The 19931-nt window shown below is 55.5% G+C and carries 25 protein-coding genes; 2 read left to right on the forward strand and 23 right to left on the reverse strand.

From position 1 onward, the window contains the following. Positions 1–91 precede the first annotated feature (91 nt). From D9N14_RS00265 to nifH, 14 genes are all read right to left on the reverse strand, one after another. Positions 92–1723, reverse strand: coding sequence for a SagB/ThcOx family dehydrogenase (locus D9N14_RS00265; protein ID WP_290575583.1), 1632 nt, complete (start codon positions 1721–1723; stop codon positions 92–94). Between the two features lie 9 nt (positions 1724–1732). Beyond that, positions 1733–2008 carry a nitrogen fixation protein NifZ gene (locus D9N14_RS00270; protein WP_290575585.1) on the reverse strand — a complete coding sequence of 92 codons (276 nt, stop codon included), beginning with the start codon at positions 2006–2008 and terminating at the stop codon, positions 1733–1735. A 286-nt stretch (positions 2009–2294) separates the two neighbouring features. After that, positions 2295–2516, reverse strand: coding sequence for a hypothetical protein (locus D9N14_RS00275; RefSeq protein WP_290575587.1), 222 nt, complete (start codon positions 2514–2516; stop codon positions 2295–2297). A gap of 21 nt (positions 2517–2537) precedes the next feature. After that, the gene (locus tag D9N14_RS00280) at positions 2538–3728 is read right to left on the reverse strand and encodes a Na/Pi symporter (protein ID WP_290575589.1); all 1191 of its coding nucleotides are present in this window, start codon (positions 3726–3728) and stop codon (positions 2538–2540) included. A gap of 262 nt (positions 3729–3990) precedes the next feature. After that, a complete protein-coding gene (locus D9N14_RS00285; RefSeq protein WP_290575591.1) occupies positions 3991–4464 on the reverse strand; it encodes a hypothetical protein in 474 nt (157 codons plus the stop codon). Positions 4465–4467: 3 nt separating this feature from the next. After that, positions 4468–4707 carry a hypothetical protein gene (locus D9N14_RS00290; protein ID WP_290575593.1) on the reverse strand — a complete coding sequence of 80 codons (240 nt, stop codon included), beginning with the start codon at positions 4705–4707 and terminating at the stop codon, positions 4468–4470. Positions 4708–4727: 20 nt separating this feature from the next. After that, positions 4728–5915 (reverse strand): Na/Pi symporter, encoded by a 1188-nt coding sequence (locus tag D9N14_RS00295; RefSeq protein ID WP_290575595.1) that lies wholly within the window; start codon positions 5913–5915, stop codon positions 4728–4730. Between the two features lie 170 nt (positions 5916–6085). Next, positions 6086–6829 (reverse strand): 4Fe4S-binding leucine-rich repeat protein, encoded by a 744-nt coding sequence (locus D9N14_RS00300; protein WP_290575597.1) that lies wholly within the window; start codon positions 6827–6829, stop codon positions 6086–6088. Positions 6830–6840: 11 nt separating this feature from the next. Then, positions 6841–7122: a DUF6129 family protein gene (locus tag D9N14_RS00305; protein WP_290575599.1), complete on the reverse strand. Its 282-nt coding sequence runs from the start codon at positions 7120–7122 to the stop codon at positions 6841–6843. Further along, the gene (locus tag D9N14_RS00310) at positions 7119–7826 is read right to left on the reverse strand and encodes a dinitrogenase iron-molybdenum cofactor biosynthesis protein (RefSeq protein WP_290575601.1); all 708 of its coding nucleotides are present in this window, start codon (positions 7824–7826) and stop codon (positions 7119–7121) included. The genes D9N14_RS00305 and D9N14_RS00310 overlap by 4 nt, the downstream gene beginning before the upstream one ends. A 2-nt stretch (positions 7827–7828) precedes the next feature. After that, positions 7829–8050 (reverse strand): putative nitrogen fixation protein NifT, encoded by a 222-nt coding sequence (nifT, locus tag D9N14_RS00315; RefSeq protein WP_290575603.1) that lies wholly within the window; start codon positions 8048–8050, stop codon positions 7829–7831. Positions 8051–8157: 107 nt separating this feature from the next. Continuing rightward, a complete protein-coding gene (gene nifK, locus D9N14_RS00320) occupies positions 8158–9729 on the reverse strand; it encodes a nitrogenase molybdenum-iron protein subunit beta (RefSeq protein WP_290575605.1) in 1572 nt (523 codons plus the stop codon). Positions 9730–9796: 67 nt separating this feature from the next. Further along, complete coding sequence (gene nifD / locus D9N14_RS00325) at positions 9797–11284, reverse strand: nitrogenase molybdenum-iron protein alpha chain (protein WP_290575607.1); 1488 nt, start codon at positions 11282–11284, stop codon at positions 9797–9799. Positions 11285–11417: 133 nt separating this feature from the next. Next, complete coding sequence (gene nifH, locus D9N14_RS00330; protein WP_290575609.1) at positions 11418–12293, reverse strand: nitrogenase iron protein; 876 nt, start codon at positions 12291–12293, stop codon at positions 11418–11420. A gap of 473 nt (positions 12294–12766) precedes the next feature. Between nifH and D9N14_RS00335 the strand changes: the two genes are divergently transcribed. Next, positions 12767–13627, forward strand: coding sequence for an SIR2 family protein (locus D9N14_RS00335; protein ID WP_290575611.1), 861 nt, complete (start codon positions 12767–12769; stop codon positions 13625–13627). A gap of 118 nt (positions 13628–13745) precedes the next feature. On the opposite strand, the gene D9N14_RS00340 is transcribed toward D9N14_RS00335, so the two are convergent. Further along, positions 13746–13952, reverse strand: a complete 207-nt coding sequence (locus D9N14_RS00340) for a hypothetical protein (protein WP_290575613.1) — start codon at positions 13950–13952, stop codon at positions 13746–13748. Between the two features lie 83 nt (positions 13953–14035). On the opposite strand from D9N14_RS00340, the gene D9N14_RS00345 reads away from it, so the two are divergent. Next, complete coding sequence (locus tag D9N14_RS00345) at positions 14036–14653, forward strand: Nif11-like leader peptide family natural product precursor (RefSeq protein ID WP_290575615.1); 618 nt, start codon at positions 14036–14038, stop codon at positions 14651–14653. An 81-nt stretch (positions 14654–14734) separates the two neighbouring features. Here D9N14_RS00345 and D9N14_RS00350 read toward each other — a convergent pair whose 3' ends face one another. The 8 genes from D9N14_RS00350 to nifB form a co-directional block, all read right to left on the reverse strand. After that, on the reverse strand, positions 14735–15463 hold the full coding sequence (locus D9N14_RS00350) for a dinitrogenase iron-molybdenum cofactor N-terminal domain-containing protein (RefSeq protein WP_290575617.1): 729 nt from the start codon (positions 15461–15463) through the stop codon (positions 14735–14737). Between the two features lie 24 nt (positions 15464–15487). Continuing rightward, the gene (locus tag D9N14_RS00355; protein WP_290575619.1) at positions 15488–15754 is read right to left on the reverse strand and encodes a BolA family protein; all 267 of its coding nucleotides are present in this window, start codon (positions 15752–15754) and stop codon (positions 15488–15490) included. A 10-nt stretch (positions 15755–15764) separates the two neighbouring features. Continuing rightward, positions 15765–16106: a Grx4 family monothiol glutaredoxin gene (gene grxD / locus D9N14_RS00360; protein ID WP_290575621.1), complete on the reverse strand. Its 342-nt coding sequence runs from the start codon at positions 16104–16106 to the stop codon at positions 15765–15767. Positions 16107–16154: 48 nt separating this feature from the next. Next, entirely contained in the window at positions 16155–16937 is a 783-nt protein-coding gene (locus D9N14_RS00365) for an ankyrin repeat domain-containing protein (protein ID WP_290575623.1), read from the reverse strand. Between the two features lie 15 nt (positions 16938–16952). Continuing rightward, entirely contained in the window at positions 16953–17591 is a 639-nt protein-coding gene (locus tag D9N14_RS00370; protein ID WP_290575625.1) for a nitrogen fixation protein NifQ, read from the reverse strand. Continuing rightward, positions 17588–18025, reverse strand: coding sequence for an ArsC/Spx/MgsR family protein (locus D9N14_RS00375; protein ID WP_290575627.1), 438 nt, complete (start codon positions 18023–18025; stop codon positions 17588–17590). The genes D9N14_RS00370 and D9N14_RS00375 overlap by 4 nt, the downstream gene beginning before the upstream one ends. A 6-nt stretch (positions 18026–18031) precedes the next feature. Further along, positions 18032–18310, reverse strand: a complete 279-nt coding sequence (locus D9N14_RS00380; protein ID WP_290575629.1) for a 4Fe-4S binding protein — start codon at positions 18308–18310, stop codon at positions 18032–18034. A gap of 138 nt (positions 18311–18448) precedes the next feature. Beyond that, entirely contained in the window at positions 18449–19882 is a 1434-nt protein-coding gene (nifB, locus tag D9N14_RS00385; protein ID WP_290575631.1) for a nitrogenase cofactor biosynthesis protein NifB, read from the reverse strand. Positions 19883–19931: the final 49 nt, after the last annotated feature.

Below are 19931 nucleotides of genomic sequence, written 5' to 3' on the forward strand. Positions count from 1 at the left end.
AGCCCCATTATAGGCGGACCCCGGCAGATGAAAACACCACAGGCTGCCGCTCCGTTCTGTGTATTTTTACCCGCTCGCGGAAAATAAAAGATCAGCGGAGTTTGGCTGGGTACGGCGGCAGCGTGGTGATCCGATGGTCCACCAGCGGACCCCCCACGGTGAAATGATACAGACTTTGCAGGGTGTGATCGGTTAAGCCCAGTAGCTCGTGCACGGGGTCATCAAAATAGCAGCCGATGCCCGTGCCACGTACACCAGCGGCTTCCGCTTCCAGATACAGGCTCTGGCCGAGGCTGCCTGCTTCCCAGAACAACTCCCGATAACGCCAGGGGCCAGCGGCAAGAACCGGCTCGAACTCCGCCAGCATGGCCACACTGAAGCAACTGTCGCCGGCGATGGCCTGTTGGCAGCTGAGCCTGGCGATGGTACGTTCCGCTCGGGCCAATAGGAGTTGATACAGGGGCACCGTGTCCGGTGCTGCGCTGACCGTTTGCCACTGAAACTCGGCACGCATCTGATCTCGCATCAAGGCCAGTCCGTGTTCACTGCGGGGCAACGCATACAACCCTGGCGCCAGCCCCTCCACCCGATGAATGAACAACACCAGATGCAGGCGCGGCGCCCAGGGCAAAGCATTCCAGGGGGCAAAACGGGGCCGTGCCACCAGCTGATCCAGCATCCGCAGAAACGCATCCAGCGGCAGCCAGGTGGTCCCATCGAAGGCCTGGGCAGAACGGCGTCGACGCAACAGTTCGGCAGCGCTGCGGGTGCACGCGGAGGCCAGCATCGGGACCGACTCCACCATGACAGGCGGGATCTGCGTTTCCGTTTGCATATCGGTCGGCACTGGACGCTCACTGGCGGCCGCCACCTCATCGATGACCGGCCAATGATAAAGCGGTTTGGGGTCCAGCCGATTGGCCTTGCCCTGCCAGTGCCCCCCTTGCGCCCACGCCAACAATTCGAGAGCCTCTGACGGTTGTGTTGAATACGTCTGAGCAGTGTGTACCCTCAGCAGCACATCGGAATGTTCCTGTTCCACCTGCTGGAAATCCGCCTCCCGATCCAATCCCAACAGGGTAGCCAATGCGGCGTCACCCCAGTGCAGCTCGGTGCCCACGCTCCAACCCAACGCCGCGGCCCCATAGCTGATGGCCGCCATGGCATGCCCCACGTCGTGTTGGCAGTAACGGAAAGCCCGCTCACCATATTTCCAGGCTTCACGCCAGTGTACAGAACTGAATCCGATGTGCAGAGCAGGCTCCGCATTGCTACCGGCATCAAACCGGCAACGCTGCTCCAGGGCATGCAGATCCGCGCGATAATGATAAACACCGTCCCGCAAACCCTCCACACCCACAGCCACAACATAGGTTTCCGTGGGATGCAGGTTGCCACTGGACGGATTCACCCGCAACGACCAGCGAGCCGTGCCGTAGTGCTTCCAGGCCGACAACGCCACCGACGTCTCCAGCAGAACGGCCACATTGTGCAGAGTCAACGGGTGCGCTGCGATGGTCGCAGCCTCGCTCAGGGCACGGTAGGGCAGCGTCTGCTGATCCGCCAACAGGGGCAGATCGATGAGAGAGGCCTCGTCATAGCGCCGGAACGGGTCCGGCTGCGCATCCCAGTCCAGAGTGTCCGGCCCCTGGGCATAGCCGTCCAGGCGATGCTTGGTGCGGTCGTGGTAATCCAGAACGATGCGAAGCGGCGACCGGCTCATCCAGCCGCTCTACCCATGATGGCTGTAGGGCACAATGGGCGTGGCGCTGAGTTCATGCTCCAGGCAGGTCACCGGTGGCCCCAGCTCGCCGTTGGGCAGTTGAAAGCTCACCAGGAACAGCTCCTCATTGGGGTTCTCTTCCAAATGCCCGGTGTTGATCAACATCCCCATGGTGCCCACTTCGGCAAAAATCTCGTTCTCATCCGCATGCGGTACAGAACCGTCATTCACGATGCGCACGGCCGCGAAAACCGCGTCGCCATTGTGTACATGTCGCAGACTCATGACTGAACGCCCTCCTCAATTGTCGCAAAACCGACATAACCCACACGATACCCGATCAGTAACCATAACATCATCATACTGGCGCTCCCTGTGATTGCAGGACGTTCAGATTCAGATAGATACAGCCCATCGGGCTGTGATCTTGATGCACGTCGCTGGAATAAAACTGTCAATAAGACCGTCAGCACCGTCGGATTCACCGGCGGTGCTCTCAAGGGGAATTGCAAAAGGTTTGCCAGTACTTGAAAGCCGTACCGGATTACGTGAAAGAAGAGTGGTGAAAGGGTTATTTTTTGCCGAAGCGATCGCGAAATTCCTGAACCACGATGGGCCAGAAATCGCGAATGTTTTCCCACTTGTGATCCATTTCCTGCAGGTGATCATCCAGGTGATCGATACTTTCGTGTTGTTCCTCGGCCACCGCCTGATTCAGCTGCTGCTTCAGTTGAGCCAGGGCAGCTTCCATTTCGCCAATCTTCTGTTCCAGCTCCCGACGTTTTGCACTCATGATCAAGACTCCACAGGCGGATCAGCCCAACATCCAATTGCTCAGGCCAATCAATAAAAACGGCACCAGGAAGAATATCCCTCCGATGTAGGCCAGCGCCACCAGCTTGTTACCCACCGCCACATCCGCCAACTTCTCCGCGCCTTTGATGGGCAGTTCCCGCAGAAAGGGTACGCTGTAAATCACCACCACACCCAACACATTATAGAACAGATGCACCAGGGCAATTTGCAGGGCAAACACCGCGTTGGGACCGGTAATGGCCGTGGCCGCCAACAGGGCGGTAATGCAGGTGCCGATATTGGCCCCCAGGGTGAATGGGTACACCTGCCGCAGCGAAAACACGCCACTGCCGGCCAGGGGCACCACCAGGCTGGTGGTGGTGGAGCTGGACTGCACCAGTACAGTGACCACCGTACCCGAGGCAATGCCGCTCAACGGTCCGTGCCCTACCGCCGAATGCAGAATCTGCTTGGCGCGCCCCACCATGATGGATTTCAGCAGCTTGCCGATAAAGGTGATGACCACAAAGATGGCCAGCACACCCAACGCAATCATAATGCCGCCGGAAAGCTCCACCGGTAACCCCGCCAGGGCGGTTTTGATGAATTCCACCGGCGGTTTGACGATGGGTTTGATGAAGTTCAGCCCTTTCATGGACAGGGACTCCGCCCCCACCAGATAGGACGACGCCCACCCCCCCAGTCGCTCCAGGAGGCCGAACATAATTTCCAGGGGCAGGAAAATCAGCACACACAGTATATTGAAGAAGTCGTGAATGGTGGCGGCGGAGAACGCCCGGCGAAATTCCTCACCCCGACGCACATGGCCCAGGCTGACAATGGTGTTGGTGATGGTGGTACCGATGTTGGCGCCCATCACCATGGGAATGGCGATGCCCACCGGCAGGCCACCGGCCACCAGGCCGACGATGATGGAGGTCACGGTACTGGAGGACTGAATCAGTGCGGTGGCCACGGTGCCCACCACCAACCCGGCCACCGGATTGCTGGCAAAGGCAAACAGCTCCCGGGCATGATCCCCCGCCGCCAGTTTGAAGCCCCCCCCAATCAGGGACACCGCCACCAGCAGCAGGTACACCAAGCCGGCAATCTGAATCCATTTCAACCAGGTGGGCCCTTGGGCCAGTTCGGCCACACGGCTGTCAACAAGATCGGGGGCGGGGGCGGTCAGGACCGTTTCCTTGGACATGTTCGGGTGCTCATTTCGGTGGTTCAAAAGTCGGTGGTTCACAAAATGCGTGTAACCTACCACCAAACCCGAATCATTACACTTATGTTTCCGTTATATTTCGGTCAAAAAATGATCTGAGGCATGAGCAATATTTCAGCAAGAAAAGCACAACGTATTGTTTTTTAAACTATATAAGGGCCGATCAGAGCGCCCGTTTCGGGGCCACCAGCCACTTGACCTGGATCAGAGGATTGGCTTTCCAAACTGAGTTAGCCCGACACTAATCATCCGCCTCCACAATGCGGCGGCCGTCGGCGGACACTTCCAGGTCAAGCTGCTTGCCTCCCATTGTGCCCACAAACTCATACTGGATGACCTTTTTGCTGGCCGAGTGGCTGGCCTCGATAAACTCAATCTTGAACCCGGGATATTGATGTTCCACCGCCTTCAGCACCGCACCGGGCACCAGATCCCGGGTGAACTCCACCTCGATCTCCTCAACCTGGCCGGATTCCAGTACGTCCACTTCCAGCGCCCGGCCGTCGGCGGTCTTACCCTGTATTTCATACACCAGGCCGGCGGCTTCCTGTTCCGTGTTGGCGGAGTGGAAGCGGGCGTTGGGCATGGCGCGGGTGGCCGCCTGCAGGATCGGCTCCGGCACCGCCTGCAACTCAATCGTCACCGACTCCCCCGCGACGACAGACCCCACCGCGAAAGCCCACGCCACTGCCACACTACGCTTCATTGTGGCCATGACTCACTCCTTGCCGGAACTGTTCTTGTTGCCGAACAGTTCCCGTAATTCCGCCAGGACAATGGGCCAGAACGAGCGGACGTTCTCCCATTTGTTGTCCATGGACTGCAGGTACTCGTCCAGATGGTCGATGGCGTCGTGCTGCTCCTGCGATTCAATCTGACTCAACTGGGTTTTCAGTTCCTGCAGTGCCTGTTCCAGTTCAGTGACCCTGGATTCCAATTCACGTTTTTTTGGATTCATGATTTAACCTCAGCGGGCGTTCAGATGCCCATCAGATTACTGCCGCCGATCAACAGCAGCGGCACCACAAAAAACACCAGGCCGATGTAAGCCACCGCATACAGTTTGTTTTGCACGGTGGCGTCTGCCAGACGTTGCGCCGCAACCAGGGGGATTTCCCGCAACCAGGGAATGCCGTACACCACCACAACCCCCAGTACGTTATAAATCAAATGCACCAGCGCCACCTGCAACGCAAAAATAGCATTGGCGCCGGTGACAGCGGTGGCCGCCAGCAAGGCGGTGATACAGGTGCCGATGTTGGCGCCCAGGGTAAAGGGATAAATCTGGCGTAATGAAAACACACCACTGCCCGCCAGCGGCACCACCAGACTGGTGGTGGTGGAACTGGATTGCACCAGTACGGTAATGACGGTGCCGGAGGCGATGCCCGACACCGGGCCCCGGCCCACCGCGCTGTGCAGGATCTGCTTGGCTTTCCCGACCATCAACGATTTCAGCAGTTTTCCAATCAGGGTAATCACCATGAAAATGGTGACGATCCCCAGCGCAATCATCAACGTACCCGCCACCGCTTCGGGCAGACCACCCAGCACGGTGTTCTCCAAAAACTTAACCGGCGGCTTCACCAACGGCTTGATGAAATCAAATCCGTTCATGGACATGGAATCCCCACCCACCAACCACTGGGATGCCATGGCACCCATTTTTTCCAGCAGGCCAAACATGATTTCCAGGGGCAGGAATATGACCACACAGATCAGGTTGAAAAAATCATGCACCGTGGCCGCGGAAAAGGCGCGGCGAAACTCTTCACCCTGGCGCACATGACCCAGGCTGACAATAGTATTGGTGATGGTGGTGCCAATGTTCGCGCCCATGACCATGGGTATGGCGATGCCCACCGGCAGCCCTCCGGCCACCAGGCCGACGATAATGGAGGTCACCGTACTGGAGGACTGAATCAGCGCGGTGGCCACTGTCCCCACCACCAGCCCCGCCACCGGATTACTGGCAAACGCGAACAGTTCCTTGGCTTGATCCCCCGCCGCCAGTTTGAAGCCACCACCGATCAGCGACACCGCCACCAGCAGCAGGTACACCAAGCCGGCAATCTGCAGCCACTTCATCCAGTTCGGGCCCTGGGCCACCTGGGCTCGTTGATGTTCGGGTACATGATCTTCGGGTATATGGGTCGTCACGCTCATAACGGGTATCCCGCAAACGTTGTAGGTGATAAAAGAAATAAAGATGGGAAGCATTTGCAGGCTACAAAAAAGCGGTGACGGTTGTGTGACGCTCATGGGAAGAGCGAGTGACGTAGCTGATCTGGATCAGGACAGTATGCTGGACCAAAAAACGATAGCGCTTTTTTACTTCAGGCGTTTTCTTTCAATCGCTCCTGAACCGCCTCCCGTACTTCCGGATCAGCATCCTCCATCAATGGTGCCAGCAACGAAAGGGGCGCGTTCATCACCGCTGCCAGACGCACCGTCCAATCGCTGTCTTCCAGCAGCGGTTTAACGGAATCCCCGGTCATGCGGGACGCCACAATGCGACGCACTTCCGGCTCCGGGTCCATGGCCATCAACCCCAGGCTTTCCTCCGGCAAGCGCTTTGCCACCAGCTTGCGCACCTGGCGATCGGCATCCCGCATAAAGCGGAACAGCCGCCCCACCGGCAAACGCTGCACCACATAGGCCCGCACCAGATAATCCGGGTCGGCGGCCATGCGTTCCAACTGTTCAATGGGTAAACGGTCGGCAACGGTAATCCGGACTTCACGGTCCTCATCATCGATCAACGCCACCAGCTGTTCCCGGGGCAGGCGATAGGCCACCGCACGGCGCACCGCTTCGTCGGGGTCGTTCATCAATTCCGGCAGACGTGCCACCGGCAGGTAACGAGCCGCCACCGCACGCCGTTCCCAGAATTTATCCTGGATATACAAAGGCGCCAGTTCCGGATTCATCCGAAAAAAGCGATCGATCTGACGCCCGCTGTCCACCACCACGCAGCTGTCGCCGGGATTGCAGCGGCCGGACAACAGCAGCGTGCGCCGGAACTGACATACCCGGCAGTCCGCGATTGGGGTCAGATCATCATCGCAACGGGAATCCATGATGCTGTCACTCAGGCCGCTTCGTCTTCGTCTGCAATCACTTCACCGAACACGACGCCGGACGCCACATCCGCATCATCGGTCAAAGTGGAGCAGTGGGCACGGGAATCCACCAGGTACACGTTATAGGCACTGGTCTCCGCATAGGCTTTGGAGAAAATCACATCATCATCCATGCAATAGGTGAAGTGGCAATCAGGAAATTCACTTCGCAATTCCATTAACGTTTGTTCACTTAAACCTTTTTGATCTACAAATTCCAAAATGGCTTTGAGGGAATGTCGGTTAATCATGATGCAGCCTCCTGGTTAAATCGAACGCGCTGTTCCGGTTTCTCGCCCATCACCTTGGCCAGCCAGGGTGGTGGTGAGGATCGCAACACGGTTTGCAATTCCGTCATGTACTCCACAGCCCCCACGGCTGAACTCAGCTTGATGGGGTGCAGCCCTTCGCGAATCACCTTGGCCGCGGCCGGGCCACCAATGGAGGTGGTGCAGAGCACGTGACAGTCGTTGATCAATTCGGCCCGCGCCTTGTTTTTATCCGCATCCGGATCAATTTCCGGGATGGATCGGATCTCAACCAGACGCACTTCCCCTGCGGCCACCTGATATATCAGAAAGCGCTCACAGGAACCAAAATGGCCGTCGATCTTGTCGCCGTTGTCCGAGCTACAGGCCACGCGAATGGAGCCGGGCATATCACCAGGCTGATAGTCGCTCACCGCGGGCAGGGGTTCAGCTTCAAGCTTGATACCACGGCCCTTGAGAAACGACAGCGCCCGCTTCAGGTCATGCTCGTCAATGACATCCAGAGCACCACTGCCAGCCTGCTTCAATCGGTTGAGGCGTAATTTTGACAGTTTTGCCACCGTAATAGGTTGACCTACGGCAGCAATCAGGACAGAAACAAAGGATCTGGCATCCACATCCGGCAACGCTCGTGCTGCCAGACCAATGCGCAGAGCGACATCGTCGTTAACAGCTTGCGAGGACATGGTTACCCCTCCCCGCCACGTTTGGCGCGAATGGTGATCGGCAGATCGGGAGCAACATCAAGTGGCTCAATATAGTAGGTGGAGCCGTCCGCCAGGGTAATGTCACCTCCCCAACGATCAGCGGCTTCAAATTCAATGGATACAATATCTTCTTCCAGGTCACGCTTGGCGACATACAGGGTTTTTTTGCCGCTTTGGTCCTGGCGAATCATCACGTTCGGCATCACTGCACCTCACTGGTCTTGCGATTTAAAAAGTTCCGCAGCGGGCGGGAATTCCCGCTGCGGAATAAAAGGACGAGTTTACAAACAACCTCTGGGAGAGTACGTACTTAACGAACCAGGTCGTAGTTGTAGTCTGTTGTCTGCATGCCACGAGTGGCATCGTCCAAGCGCTCCAGTTCCGCATTCACCAGAGTTGTGAGGATCTGCATGGCGCCCTCATAACCCATGGTGGTTTGACGGTGCAGGTGGTGACGATCAAAGATCGGGAAACCGATTCGGATCAGTGGCACCTCGTGCTCTTTCCCTTTATACAGCGTGTCACGCTGGATGAATTTACCGTAAGAGTTACCGATCATGAAATCGGGCTTGTCGGTAAATACCAGGGAACGCATGTGCCACAGGTCTTTCTGGATGTGCACAGTGCTGTTGGCTCCGTAGGGTGATTCGGACAGAATGCCTTCCATTTCCTTCTTCCAACGCTTGTTGGCATTGTTGCACAGGATATGAATCGGCTCACAGCCCAGCTCCAGCAGGAACTTGACCATGCCCTGGACAAAGTCAGGGTCGCCCCACAGCGCGTAACGCTTGCCGTGCAACCAGGCGTGGGAGTCGGTGATCATATCCACCAGACGTCCGCGCTCTTTGGCCAGTGCTTCCGGAATTTCCTTACCGGTGACTTCGCTCACGCTCATCAGGAAGGCATCGGTCCCTTCCAGACCCATCGGGATCTTCAGTTTAGGTACTTCGTGCTTCCAGGTATTGGACACGAACTTGCGGGTTTTTTCCAAATGCCAAGGCTGCAGCAGGAATGTGTTGTGCGCATTCGGTGCGTCCTTGATTTCCGCCTGGGTTGTGCCACCGGCGTACATACGGAATTCACCATCCGCTGGCGTGTCCAGCACTTCTTCAGGATCGGACAGCATGGAATAATCCACACCCATATCCTTCAGCATGCGCTTGATCACACGGAAGTTGCCCAGATAGGTTTCGAAGCCAGGAACGATGTTGATTTTCCCGTTGCTGCCGACTTCCTTATCTTCCATATAGTTCAAGGTGAAGTAACGGGCCATGCCTTCGAACATGTTGTCCCAACCGGTCACATGACTACCCACAAAGCTGGGGGTATGGGCAAACGGTACGGGATAGTCTTCAGGAACGTGACCGTCCTTCTTGGAGTTGTTGATAAACGCATTCAGGTCGTCGCCGATGACTTCCGACATACAGGTGGTGGATACAGCGATCATGTCCGGCTTGTAAGTCGCCTTACAGTTTTCCAGCCCGTCCATCATGTTTTTCTGGCCACCAAATACCGCCGCATCTTCGGTCATGGAGTCGGATACACAGGCAATCGGCTCCTTGAAGTGACGGTTGAAGTAGGTGCGGAAATACGCAACACAACCCTGGCTGCCGTGCACATAAGGCATGGTCTTTTCGAAGCCCAGGGCACACAGCACCGCACCCAGAGGCTGACAGGCTTTGGCCGGGTTAACGGTCAGCGCCTCTCGCTGGAAGTTCAGTTCCTGATACTCTTTGGTAGTGGTCCACAGGAAGGTTTCGTCGATCAGTTCCTGAGAGTGCACTTCCTCGAAGTTCTCACGTTTGTTCTTGAGCATGTCCTTGTATTCGTCATCACGGAACAAGGGGTAGCTGGGTTTGATGTCGTCAACTTGCTGACTCATGGTCTTAGCCTCCTCCCGCGCCACTAATCTGTGGTCCGGCGGGTAATATGAGTATGGGGTTTAAGGATCAGGCCGATGCGGCAACTGCGGAATCAGCAGCGGCGGCTTCAGTTTTCTTCCAGGGTGCTTGCAGCATTTTCCAGCAAGGATTGTTCAGGGTCATATCCATATCGCGAGCGAAGATGGCGAAACCATCGAAGCCGTGGTAGGGGCCTGAGTAATCCCAGGAGTGCATTTGACGGAACGGCACACCCATTTTCTGGAAGATATACTTTTCCTTGATACCGGAACCAATCAGGTCAGGCTTAACCGCTTTTACGAATTCTTCGAATTCATAACCGGTAACGTCATCATACAGCAGCGTGGCGTCGCCCATTTCCTTGATCGTACGATCGTAGTCATCGTTGTGACCAAACTCGTAACCGGTACCAACCACTTCCATACCCAGATCTTCATAGGCACCGATCACGTGACGTGGGCGCAGACCACCGACGTACAACATAACACGCTTGCCTTCCAGGCGCGGACGGAACTTGGCGATTACCGCATCCCATTCCGGACGGTATTTCTCAATCACTTCTTCGCACTTGGCCTGGATGGTTTCGTCGAAATGTGCAGCAATCTTGCGCAGAGACTCAACCGTTTTCGTGGGGCCAAAGAAGTTGTACTCGATCCAGGGAATCTTGTACTTCTCTTCCATGTGACGAGAAATGTAGTTCATTGAACGGTAGCAGTGCACCAGGTTCAATTTAACCTTCGGCGTCAGCTCCATTTCAGAGATAGTGCCGTCACCGGACCATTGTGCAACAACACGCAGACCCATTTCTTCCAACAGAATGCGGGAGGACCATGCATCACCACCGATGTTGTAGTCACCGATGATGGCAACGTCATACGGTGTGGTGGGGAAGCTGTCATCTTCGTCACGGGCACTCAGCACCCAGTCGCGAACGGCGTCGTTGGCGATGTGGTGACCCAGGGACTGGGACACACCGCGGAAACCTTCGCAGCGTACCGGCACAACGGTTTTGCCATGCTCAGCGGTTTTCTTCTTGGCAACCGCTTCGATGTCGTCACCGATCAAACCGATCGGACATTCTGACTGGATGGTGACACCCTTGTTCAACGGGAACAGGGTTTCGATCTCATCAATCAGTTTGGCCAGTTTTTTGTCGCCACCGAAAACGATGTCCTTTTCCTGGAAATCCGAGGTAAAGTTCATGGTTACGAAAGCGTTAACGCCGGTAGTACCGATGTAGTAGTTACGGCGTCCAGCACGGCTGTACTGGCCACAACCCACAGGGCCGTGTGAGATATGGATCATATCTTTGACGGGGCCCCACACTACACCTTTGGAACCTGCATAGGCACAGCCACGAATGGTCATCACACCCGGCAAGGACTTCTTGTTGGAGGTGATGCACTTCTTGGACTGCTCGAGTTCGTGGTCGTTTGGAGCAAGGTGCTTGGTGCGATCTTTCTTCGCCTTCGCGGGATATACTTCCAGTACTTCTTGAATCAAGGATTCAACTTCATCGCGTGACATGACAGACATGGTCAGTCTCCTCTCTATTTAGGTTTACGGGTCGCGAATCACGGCGGCGCGACCACCTGACTGCGCCGCCGAATTCGATAGGGCCAATCTGCCCTATCCCGAGCCACCCTGAGCGAACTCAGGATCAGACTGCTTAGGCTTCGTCAGCAGCAGTCTTACCAACAATGCTCAGGTCTTCTTCATCCATGATGCCGAATTCCATCAGCAGTTCTTCCAACTCATCCATGGTGCAAGGCTGAGGAATAACCAGCTTTTCGTTGCTGATGATCTTGTTGGCCAGAGCACGATACTCGTCAGCCTGACCGGCTTTCGGGTCATACTCGATCACAGTCATACGACGGATTTCAGCGCGCTGTACCACGTTGTCACGGGGAATGAAGTGGATCATCTGAGTGCCCAGCTTGGCGGCCAGTGCTTCGATGAGCTCGTCTTCACGGTCAGTGTTACGTGAGTTACAGATCAGGCCAGCCAGACGCACGCCGCCGGAGTTGGCGTACTTCACGATACCTTTGGAGATGTTGTTGGCAGCGTACATCGCCATCATCTCACCGGATACCACGATGTAGATTTCCTGTGCTTTGTTTTCGCGGATAGGCATCGCGAAACCACCGCATACAACGTCGCCCAGTACGTCATAGAACACGAAGTCCAGATCGTCTTCGTACGCACCTTCTTCTTCCAGGAAGTTGATGGCGGTGATTACACCGCGGCCGGCACAGCCAACACCTGGCTCAGGACCACCGGACTCAACACAACGGATGTCGCCATAACCGGACTTCAGTACATCTTCCAGTTCCAGATCTTCCACGGTGCCGGCTTCAGCGGCCATCTCCATGATGGTGTTCTGAGCTTTGGAGTGAAGGATCAGACGGGTGGAGTCAGCTTTGGGGTCACAGCCCACGATCATCACTTTCTTGCCTGCTTCTGCCAGAGCAGCCACCAGGTTTTGAGTAGTGGTTGACTTACCGATGCCGCCTTTTCCGTAAATTGCACATTGACGCATTGCCATAATTGTTCTCCTCTAGGTTTTTCCAGGCATGTAGTTGGCCTATAGAAACTTTGTGCGGCAGACAACGTTGCAATGAGTGAATGGTGTGGATGCCTGCACACGTCTAACCAAGTGCAGGCACTATGCCAGCTGACTGCATTGAACGTATGTGGCTGTTTTTTCGGGTTTAATTGATCGTGTTACGTAGGCTATGTGGTAGTCTTGTAGGCTACACAAACGGTTTGGCTGTCGTAATAACAACAAATTTTTCGAGGTGATAGGTACAAATTGATTTGGGTCAATCCCCGGCGTTGATGTGCGTGTTTATTTGTCGCAAACACGCCAAAGCGCCGGCCCAGGCTTCCGCGCAGTATGACAATGTTACGACCTTTACAACGCTTTCCATCACGAAATCAGCGACTTAGTAATGGCCTGGATCTTGCCATGCTTCTCTATATAAATGCACATTCCACAAAACCAAGAGAGGCAAGGTCATGGCAGATTCCCAACTATTAGCGGATCTTATTTCCGGCATTACACAAGGCAACATTGTTCCCTACTTGGGCCCGGGTGTTCTTAAAGGTGTTGTCAATGCGGACAGTGGTGCGGCCATTCCCGCCGACAGTGACAGCCTCATCCTGGCGATGAATGATGGCAAACCCATGGCACCACGCCTGATGTATGAGTTCCCTCGGGCGGCCATGAATCTGGAAAACAAAAAGGGTCGCAAGTTTATTGAGAAGTTTCTCACCAAAACCTACCTGGAAACACAATGGACCGATTCAGGATTTCACCAGTGGCTGGTCTCACTGCAACCCAACTACATTGTGGACATCAATCGTGACACCCAGATCCAGGCCTTGTATGAAAGCACACCCCATACGCTGATCGTTGGCATGGCCCGCATCGCCGGCACCGACTTTCGCTTCAAGATTTATCACCATGATGGCAATGGCTATCGGGAAATCACTCAGGACGCCGTGGACACCGCCCTGCCGGTGTTGTTCAAGCCCACCGGCACACCGCTGCCGGAGCCGAACTATGTCGCGTCGGACGCCGACTATGTGGATTACATCACTGAACTGATGGGCGGCTTTGCCATCCCAGGGTTTCTCAAGCAATACCGCAAAGACAAACAATACCTGTTTATGGGTTTGCGCATGAACCGGGATACCGAGCGCATGGTGCTGAGCGATATTATCTATGGGGCGGGGTCTCCTGCCGGCTGGGTTATGCTGCCCGATGCCAATGACAAGGAAAAGCGCTTCTGTGAGAAAAAGAACCTGCAGATCATCGACGCAGACTGGACTGCATTGCTGACGGTGGACAAGTCCAGTCTCACCAGCGTGGCCTGATGAGCGTGCCCGATCCGACCGGATCGATCGGGCCAACAGCATGCCGGCCTGAGCAACGCCTGGGCCGACATGCTGTTGATTGATCCAAGCCGCTAGAATCCCGGCCTGAATACCCCGCTCAGGCCGCCGCGTATTGGGAGGCGCATGCGGTACAGGCACCGACGTGACGATAGATTTTTTCGCCTTCGGTTTTCGCACTCGCAAAACTGGCAATAGAGCCCAGGTACCGAATCTCTTGCTTGGCCGGCAAAGCGCCACAGCTGGCGAAATGAATCAGGTGGGTTCCGGTGTCCTTCTCGTTTGTTTCTATATAAAACTCAGCCATGATGTTGCCCTCTCTCTAGGGGTGATACGTTCGTTTGGCGCGATGCGTTACGCTCCACTCAATCAATCGTTCTATTTCATTCATTGCAGAAGATTGAAGCATTCATTACCAAGCGGCATGAAATTGTGTTATGTGCCACAGCTTTTCGCACAAAACCCATCAATTTCCGCAATTACATTGATGTGGAGCAAGATTTAAACCAGCTTTATTCACAATACAGACCGGTTTACTTATTCATGCGATACAGTCTTTCCTCCCTGCTGGCAGGGCTTGCGCCAAAGCCTGACGCCAGCCCCAACCTGGTGTTACTTGCGACAACCGCCCATGGCTGTCGCAAAGCCGACACCCCCCTACGCCTTCTACCTGCTACAGAGCTCGAAAAATCAATCAGTTATAATATAAAAGCCTGGCGAAAACTGGTTCGGTTTGTGCTACTGACTTTGTGCATTATGAACAACACACTTCAAAGAGAGATCACCACTATGTCAGTTAAAGCAATTGCTGGCTTTTCAGCTAAAGCGAAAGCCGAACCGGAATTGGCGGATAAACTCAAAGCCTGTGTCAAAATGAAAGATATGTTCGCTTTGGCACGGGAAAACGGTTTCGAGTTTGATGAGGATTCACTGTATCCGCCCAACGAACCTCAGTTCACTGAAGACCAATTGTCCGAGCGCCTGGCGAAAGCCCTGCTCCGCGCCTGACACCGTCCTTCAAAAACAAAAAAGGCATGGTCATTCCATGCCTTTTTGTTTGGGCGTCATGCGATTACAGGGTCCAATGCATCAACCCGTCAGCTGAGCATCTTCACGATTGAAACGCACACGATCCTCCGCTTTGACACCCAGTATTTTTGCCAGCCAGGGTGGCGGTGTTCCCGCCATCACCTGTTGCAGCTTGCTCAAAACGTCTCGTGCTTCCCCACCGTCAATCTGTTTAATGGGGTAGATGTCGGCACGTACCACTTTCGCCGCCGCCGGTCCACCCACCGAAACCACGTACAACACCTGGCAGTCACGAATCAGGTTGACTCGAAAAGCATTACGATCATCGGAGAAATCCGCTTCCAGAGCGGAGCGAATTCCCACCAGGCGCAGCTCCGTTGCGTTCATTTCATACACCAGAAAGCGAATGCAGGAGCCGAAATGCCCGTTGAGGGTTTCACCGCTGTTGGACGCCACCGCCACCCGGATTGAGTTCGGCAATGGCGTTGCAGCCTGCACAACCTGCGGCAGGTGCTCATCGTTCTGCTCGCCCCAGAGGATACGGACTGCCTCTTTCAGGGCCGGCAATCCAACGCTGATGTCCTCACCGTCTTCCTCGCCATCGGCACTGCCAAACCCGGTTTTCAGGTCAGTGACCGTGATGGTGGTGAGGGATTCCTCATTCAGTTCACCCTGAATGCGGCGATGCAGAATGTCCAGCAACTGCCCCACATCCACACCCGGCAGTACCCGGGCCGCCAGGGCAATTCTTAGCGCCGCATCGCGGCTCAGATTCGGTACATCGCTCATCCGTTTAACCTCCCCTGTGGCATTTCACAGCTCGATCTGCGTTAATCCAACCTGCTGGAACGATTTCCATTCCTCCGGCGTGTGTGCCTTGACACTCAACGCATGCAATTCCCCGGTCTGCAGTTCCTGGTTGAAGGCCGACAATATCTTCTGTTGGCGTCGAACCACTGGCATACCGGCAAAGTCCGCGCACAACACCACCACCGAAAAGCTGCAGTCGGCTCCGTCCACGCTGATCTCTGCCCCCGGCAACGCTGCGCTGATGCGGGCTACTACCTGTTCAGTCTGCATTTATACCACCTCAGTTTGTTCCAGCATGGGCTTGTTCCAACATGGGTATCAGGCTGCCGTCGGCCACCATTGCGACAACTATGTCACTACCGCCCACCAGCTCACCGTTGATGAACAGTTGCGGGAAGGTGGGCCAGTTGGAAACCTTGGGCAGGCGCTCCCGAATGAACGGGGCCTGCAGGATGTTCACGTACGCGAACGGCTTGCCGGTTTGCTTGAGGGCGGCGACAGCCGCGCCGGAAAATCCGCACTCAGGTGCTTCCGGTGTGCCTTTCATGTACAGAATCACCGGATTGTCGGCCAACTGCTTCTTGATGACGGCCTCAGTACTGTTGGCATTGTTGGTGGTCATGTCGGTCTCCTGATATCGATTGATCTGGAAATGAAAAAGTGGTGCCGGTTAGCAGACGGCAACCCGGTTAATGGCTTGGGGCGCCGCCCGCAGTATTTTCAGGGTTTCCAGATCGGCGCACACATCCAGCGCACTAAAGTCATCCAGTGTGACCAGATCCTGTTTCGCCCCCAGGGCTACCAGCAACTTGACGATTTCCGCATTACCTTTGGACGCCGCGAACATCAGCACAGTGGCGCCGTTGTCATTCTGGTTATTGATGTCCGCGCCATGGTGAATCAACAATTGAATCAAATGTGGATTACCCACCACGCAGGCAAACCAGAGCGCGTTGTTGCCATCTTTATTCAACAAATGTACGGAGGCACCCTTGTTCAGCAGTTCCTCACAGATTTCGAGATTGGATTCCATGGCCGCGGTCATCAGTGCCGTATGGTGGTTGGCACCCTTGGCATCCAGGTTATCCACATCATATTGGTGTGACTGCAGCCATTCCGTCAGGCTGTCGCTCAAAGGCTCCGTGGGCGGCGTAATGGTCTGGAACCAGGCCTCCCAGCCACCATCCAGACTGTAAACCTCTTCAAATCCAAAATCCGCGAACAGGCGAGCCATATCCTGACTGGAATGACCGTGATAGCAGTAAATCAGGATAGGCACATGCTTGGCGGTATGCTTCAGCAACGAGCGCAGGTTACTGTCGGTAAGATGCAGCGCTTTGGGATGGTGTCCTGTGACATAAGAGCGGTAATCCCGCATATCCAGAATCAGCAGGTGGCTGCTCAGGATCAGGTCTTCCGCATCGTCTACCGAAATGCAATGATAGGTTTTCATACTGGATACTCCCGCTTATTCTTCCGGCCCAAAACAATCATCGTAGGCAGCACATTGCTCACAACTGGGGGCCCGGCACACGTACCCACCGTCCTGTTCACACAGCTGCTTGTAAAAGAACTTTTTCCACTTCATGTCGCCGCTATTGCGCTGCGCCAGCTCTGGAAAATGGCATGCCATCAGTTCGCTGAGTTCAGTGCGGGATTTCAGCCCCAAATCCCGCCACAGGTGATCGCCACCCAGGCAACCCGCCGCCAGGATTCCCGCCAACGGCACCTCAAATTCACTGTCGCCGGCCCGCGCGGACAACAGCAAATCCCGCACCTCCATCCATTCATCCTGGCGCAACTGCATCAGATCCTGGCGCATCGCCCCTTTTTCCAACGCCAACACATTGGCCGGATGGGTCGGGTCGATCAACCGCTCCAGCAACGGGCTGTCAGCCAGGTACTGATGCAGCAACCAGACAAAATCCAGCGGCATCAATCCCAGACAGTAGGGCAAACAGCCTTTACCCTGCCGCTGGCTGTACACCAGCTGGGACAGCAGGCGCGCCTGTTGCAGTTGGCCAATGGGGCACGCGCCCGGCTCAGGCATATCTTTCACCGATAGGCTTTGAGCGGCATTCACCACCCACTTTGCCTGTGCATTCATACGCTGCAACCTCCCACATCCCGGCTTTGCCGCGCACAGGTTTCAATATCGTCGGGCACCTTCGGCGCGCAGTCTTCTGTGCCCTGCAAAAGTGGCATCCAGGTGTTCAGATCAAAGCCGGCCTGCTTCCGCGAGCCATGGGCAATCAGCGGGCGGCGGATCAGCAGAGGATCCTGTACCATCTCCGCCAGCGCCTCTGCCTCTGTCAGCAGGAAGGGTTTTATCTTTTCCTGTTTGATGCGCGGCGCGCTGGGATTGAACCACTGCGGCAACGGCAGGTCGCCGAAGAAACACCGCAGTTCGTCTGCGTGCCAGGATGTGGTTAACAGGTTATGCACCTGCAACTCGAAGCCGGCTGCTTGCAACAGGGCTTTCTGCTTGCGGTTGTTGATGCAACCGGGCTTCTCGTAAAAATCCAGCACCACGCCTTTCATGCTGAGCTACCGGGCCTGGATTTCGCGCATGGCTTCGTCCAGCAGTTCCGGCGGGATACCGGTCAGGGAGCCGGCCGGATTCATCTCGGCGCCGGACGCATCCAGAATGGCACCTTCGATCGGACAAATGCTGGCGCATTGGGGATGCTTGTAATCGTCTTCACATTCGGTGCATTTCTTCGGGTTGATCTTAAAATGGGGGGAGCTGGAATAGATGGCATTACTTGGGCAAACATCGTAACACGCCCAACAGTTTACACAGGATTCCACAATACTCAGTGCCATGACCATATCCTCTCTGGTGTCTCGATGAATAGCGGTGGTGCTTGGTTCTTGCCCTTGGTTCTTGCCCATTGTTCTTGCAAGAGTGACGCGGTACGTGCCCAAACCGGAGGTGCGAAGTCCGGCCTGGGCACTGTGGCTTCAGCCAACACTGACCTGTTGTACTGCTTCTGCCGGGGCCGCCTCTTCCAGTTTTCCTGCTGCGATCATTTCCTTATAGACCGCCAATACGGCTTCTTCGATGGGTTCCATGGCATGCTCGCCATTGGGAACGATGCCGGCGTCTTCCAGCAGCGACCAGGGCTCATAACCAATTTTGGAACACAGCACCGCCTCACAACCTTTCAGCGCACGGATGCTGCCACTGAGGGCGGATTCTTTCTCACCACAGGTGTCACCACCGATGCAGTACTGATCCACCTTGCGGTGACTGATAAAGCGCACACCGGAAGGGGATGCTTCATAGATCAGGAACTCGGTTGCGTGACCAAAGTGCTGGTTAATCAGACCGCCACCGCTGGTGGCCACCGCCATCAGAGCCGGCCGGTATTTGGGATCGATGATGTCCTTCGGTTCCGGAATGCTGACGGCGGCCAGGCGATCCCGTTTGGCCTGCTTCTCATTCAGTTCCTCAATGATGCCTTCGTGTACGGCTTTGCGGGTAACCATCGCAGCGTTGTAATCGATGTTCATTTCCGCAATCTTGTCGAGGGTAAATTCTTCGCCCCGATCCTCGCCCAGCAGACCCACTGCATCGGCCCGGCATTGACGACAATGACGCATCATATTCATGTCACCGGCACAGGCATCCTGCAGAACCTGCAACTCTTCCGGCTCCGGACCACGCTGCCCCATGACGCCATAGAAGGTGCCGTGTTCGGCTTCCGCAATCAGCGGCATGACGTTGTGCAGGAAGGCGCCCTTCTGCTTGACGATACGGCTTACTTCCTTCAGGTGCTCGTCGTTCACACCAGGGATCATCACCGAGTTAACCTTCACCAGAATGCCGCGGGCAGTCAGCATTTCCAGTCCCTTCTGCTGTTGCTCAATCAGGATCTTGGCGGCTTTCCTGCCTCGGATACGCTTGTTGTTCCAGTAGATCCAGGGATAGATTTTCTCACCCACTTCCGGATCCACACAGTTGATGGTAATGGTGACGTGATCGATGTTGTGCTTGGCCAGTTCATCCACCGCTTCGGGCAGGGCCAGACCGTTGGTGGACACGCAGAGTTTAATGTCCGGCGCCTGTTCGCTCAGCATGCGGAAAGTACTGAAGGTACGCTCCGGGTTCGCCAACGGGTCGCCCGGGCCGGCAATACCCAATACCGTCATCTGCGGTATGGTGGCCGCCACCGCTTTGGTTTTCATCACCGCTTCTTCCGGGGTCAGTAATTCTGAAACCACCCCGGGCCGTGATTCATTGGAGCAATCGTATTTACGATTACAGTAGTGACATTGAATATTACAGGCTGGCGCCACTGCCACGTGCATACGGGCAAAGTAGTGATGCGCCTCCTCGGAGTAGCACGGGTGGTTCTGTACTTTCTCCCGGATATCATCCGCCAGGTGACTCATTTGATCATTACTGCTACCACAGGACCCAGACGCACAGCTACTGGCCCCT

It is taken from the genome of Ketobacter sp., assembly GCF_003671495.1.
In the GTDB taxonomy this organism is placed as follows: domain Bacteria; phylum Pseudomonadota; class Gammaproteobacteria; order Pseudomonadales; family Ketobacteraceae; genus Ketobacter.

Bases quoted from the DNA above. Each gene is read 5' to 3' on its own strand.
- D9N14_RS00265 (WP_290575583.1), bottom strand. From the start codon at position 1,723: ATGAGCCGGTCGCCGCTTCGCATCGTTCTGGATTACCACGACCGCACC.
- D9N14_RS00270 (WP_290575585.1), bottom strand. From the start codon at position 2,008: ATGAGTCTGCGACATGTACACAATGGCGACGCGGTTTTCGCGGCCGTG.
- D9N14_RS00275 (WP_290575587.1), bottom strand. From the start codon at position 2,516: ATGAGTGCAAAACGTCGGGAGCTGGAACAGAAGATTGGCGAAATGGAA.
- D9N14_RS00280 (WP_290575589.1), bottom strand. From the start codon at position 3,728: ATGTCCAAGGAAACGGTCCTGACCGCCCCCGCCCCCGATCTTGTTGAC.
- D9N14_RS00285 (WP_290575591.1), bottom strand. From the start codon at position 4,464: ATGGCCACAATGAAGCGTAGTGTGGCAGTGGCGTGGGCTTTCGCGGTG.
- D9N14_RS00290 (WP_290575593.1), bottom strand. From the start codon at position 4,707: ATGAATCCAAAAAAACGTGAATTGGAATCCAGGGTCACTGAACTGGAA.
- D9N14_RS00295 (WP_290575595.1), bottom strand. From the start codon at position 5,915: ATGAGCGTGACGACCCATATACCCGAAGATCATGTACCCGAACATCAA.
- D9N14_RS00300 (WP_290575597.1), bottom strand. From the start codon at position 6,829: ATGGATTCCCGTTGCGATGATGATCTGACCCCAATCGCGGACTGCCGG.
- D9N14_RS00305 (WP_290575599.1), bottom strand. From the start codon at position 7,122: ATGATTAACCGACATTCCCTCAAAGCCATTTTGGAATTTGTAGATCAA.
- D9N14_RS00310 (WP_290575601.1), bottom strand. From the start codon at position 7,826: ATGTCCTCGCAAGCTGTTAACGACGATGTCGCTCTGCGCATTGGTCTG.
- nifT (WP_290575603.1), bottom strand. From the start codon at position 8,050: ATGCCGAACGTGATGATTCGCCAGGACCAAAGCGGCAAAAAAACCCTG.
- nifK (WP_290575605.1), bottom strand. From the start codon at position 9,729: ATGAGTCAGCAAGTTGACGACATCAAACCCAGCTACCCCTTGTTCCGT.
- nifD (WP_290575607.1), bottom strand. From the start codon at position 11,284: ATGTCTGTCATGTCACGCGATGAAGTTGAATCCTTGATTCAAGAAGTA.
- nifH (WP_290575609.1), bottom strand. From the start codon at position 12,293: ATGGCAATGCGTCAATGTGCAATTTACGGAAAAGGCGGCATCGGTAAG.
- D9N14_RS00335 (WP_290575611.1), top strand. From the start codon at position 12,767: ATGGCAGATTCCCAACTATTAGCGGATCTTATTTCCGGCATTACACAA.
- D9N14_RS00340 (WP_290575613.1), bottom strand. From the start codon at position 13,952: ATGGCTGAGTTTTATATAGAAACAAACGAGAAGGACACCGGAACCCAC.
- D9N14_RS00350 (WP_290575617.1), bottom strand. From the start codon at position 15,463: ATGAGCGATGTACCGAATCTGAGCCGCGATGCGGCGCTAAGAATTGCC.
- D9N14_RS00355 (WP_290575619.1), bottom strand. From the start codon at position 15,754: ATGCAGACTGAACAGGTAGTAGCCCGCATCAGCGCAGCGTTGCCGGGG.
- grxD (WP_290575621.1), bottom strand. From the start codon at position 16,106: ATGACCACCAACAATGCCAACAGTACTGAGGCCGTCATCAAGAAGCAG.
- D9N14_RS00365 (WP_290575623.1), bottom strand. From the start codon at position 16,937: ATGAAAACCTATCATTGCATTTCGGTAGACGATGCGGAAGACCTGATC.
- D9N14_RS00370 (WP_290575625.1), bottom strand. From the start codon at position 17,591: ATGAATGCACAGGCAAAGTGGGTGGTGAATGCCGCTCAAAGCCTATCG.
- D9N14_RS00375 (WP_290575627.1), bottom strand. From the start codon at position 18,025: ATGAAAGGCGTGGTGCTGGATTTTTACGAGAAGCCCGGTTGCATCAAC.
- D9N14_RS00380 (WP_290575629.1), bottom strand. From the start codon at position 18,310: ATGGCACTGAGTATTGTGGAATCCTGTGTAAACTGTTGGGCGTGTTAC.
- nifB (WP_290575631.1), bottom strand. From the start codon at position 19,882: ATGAGTCACCTGGCGGATGATATCCGGGAGAAAGTACAGAACCACCCG.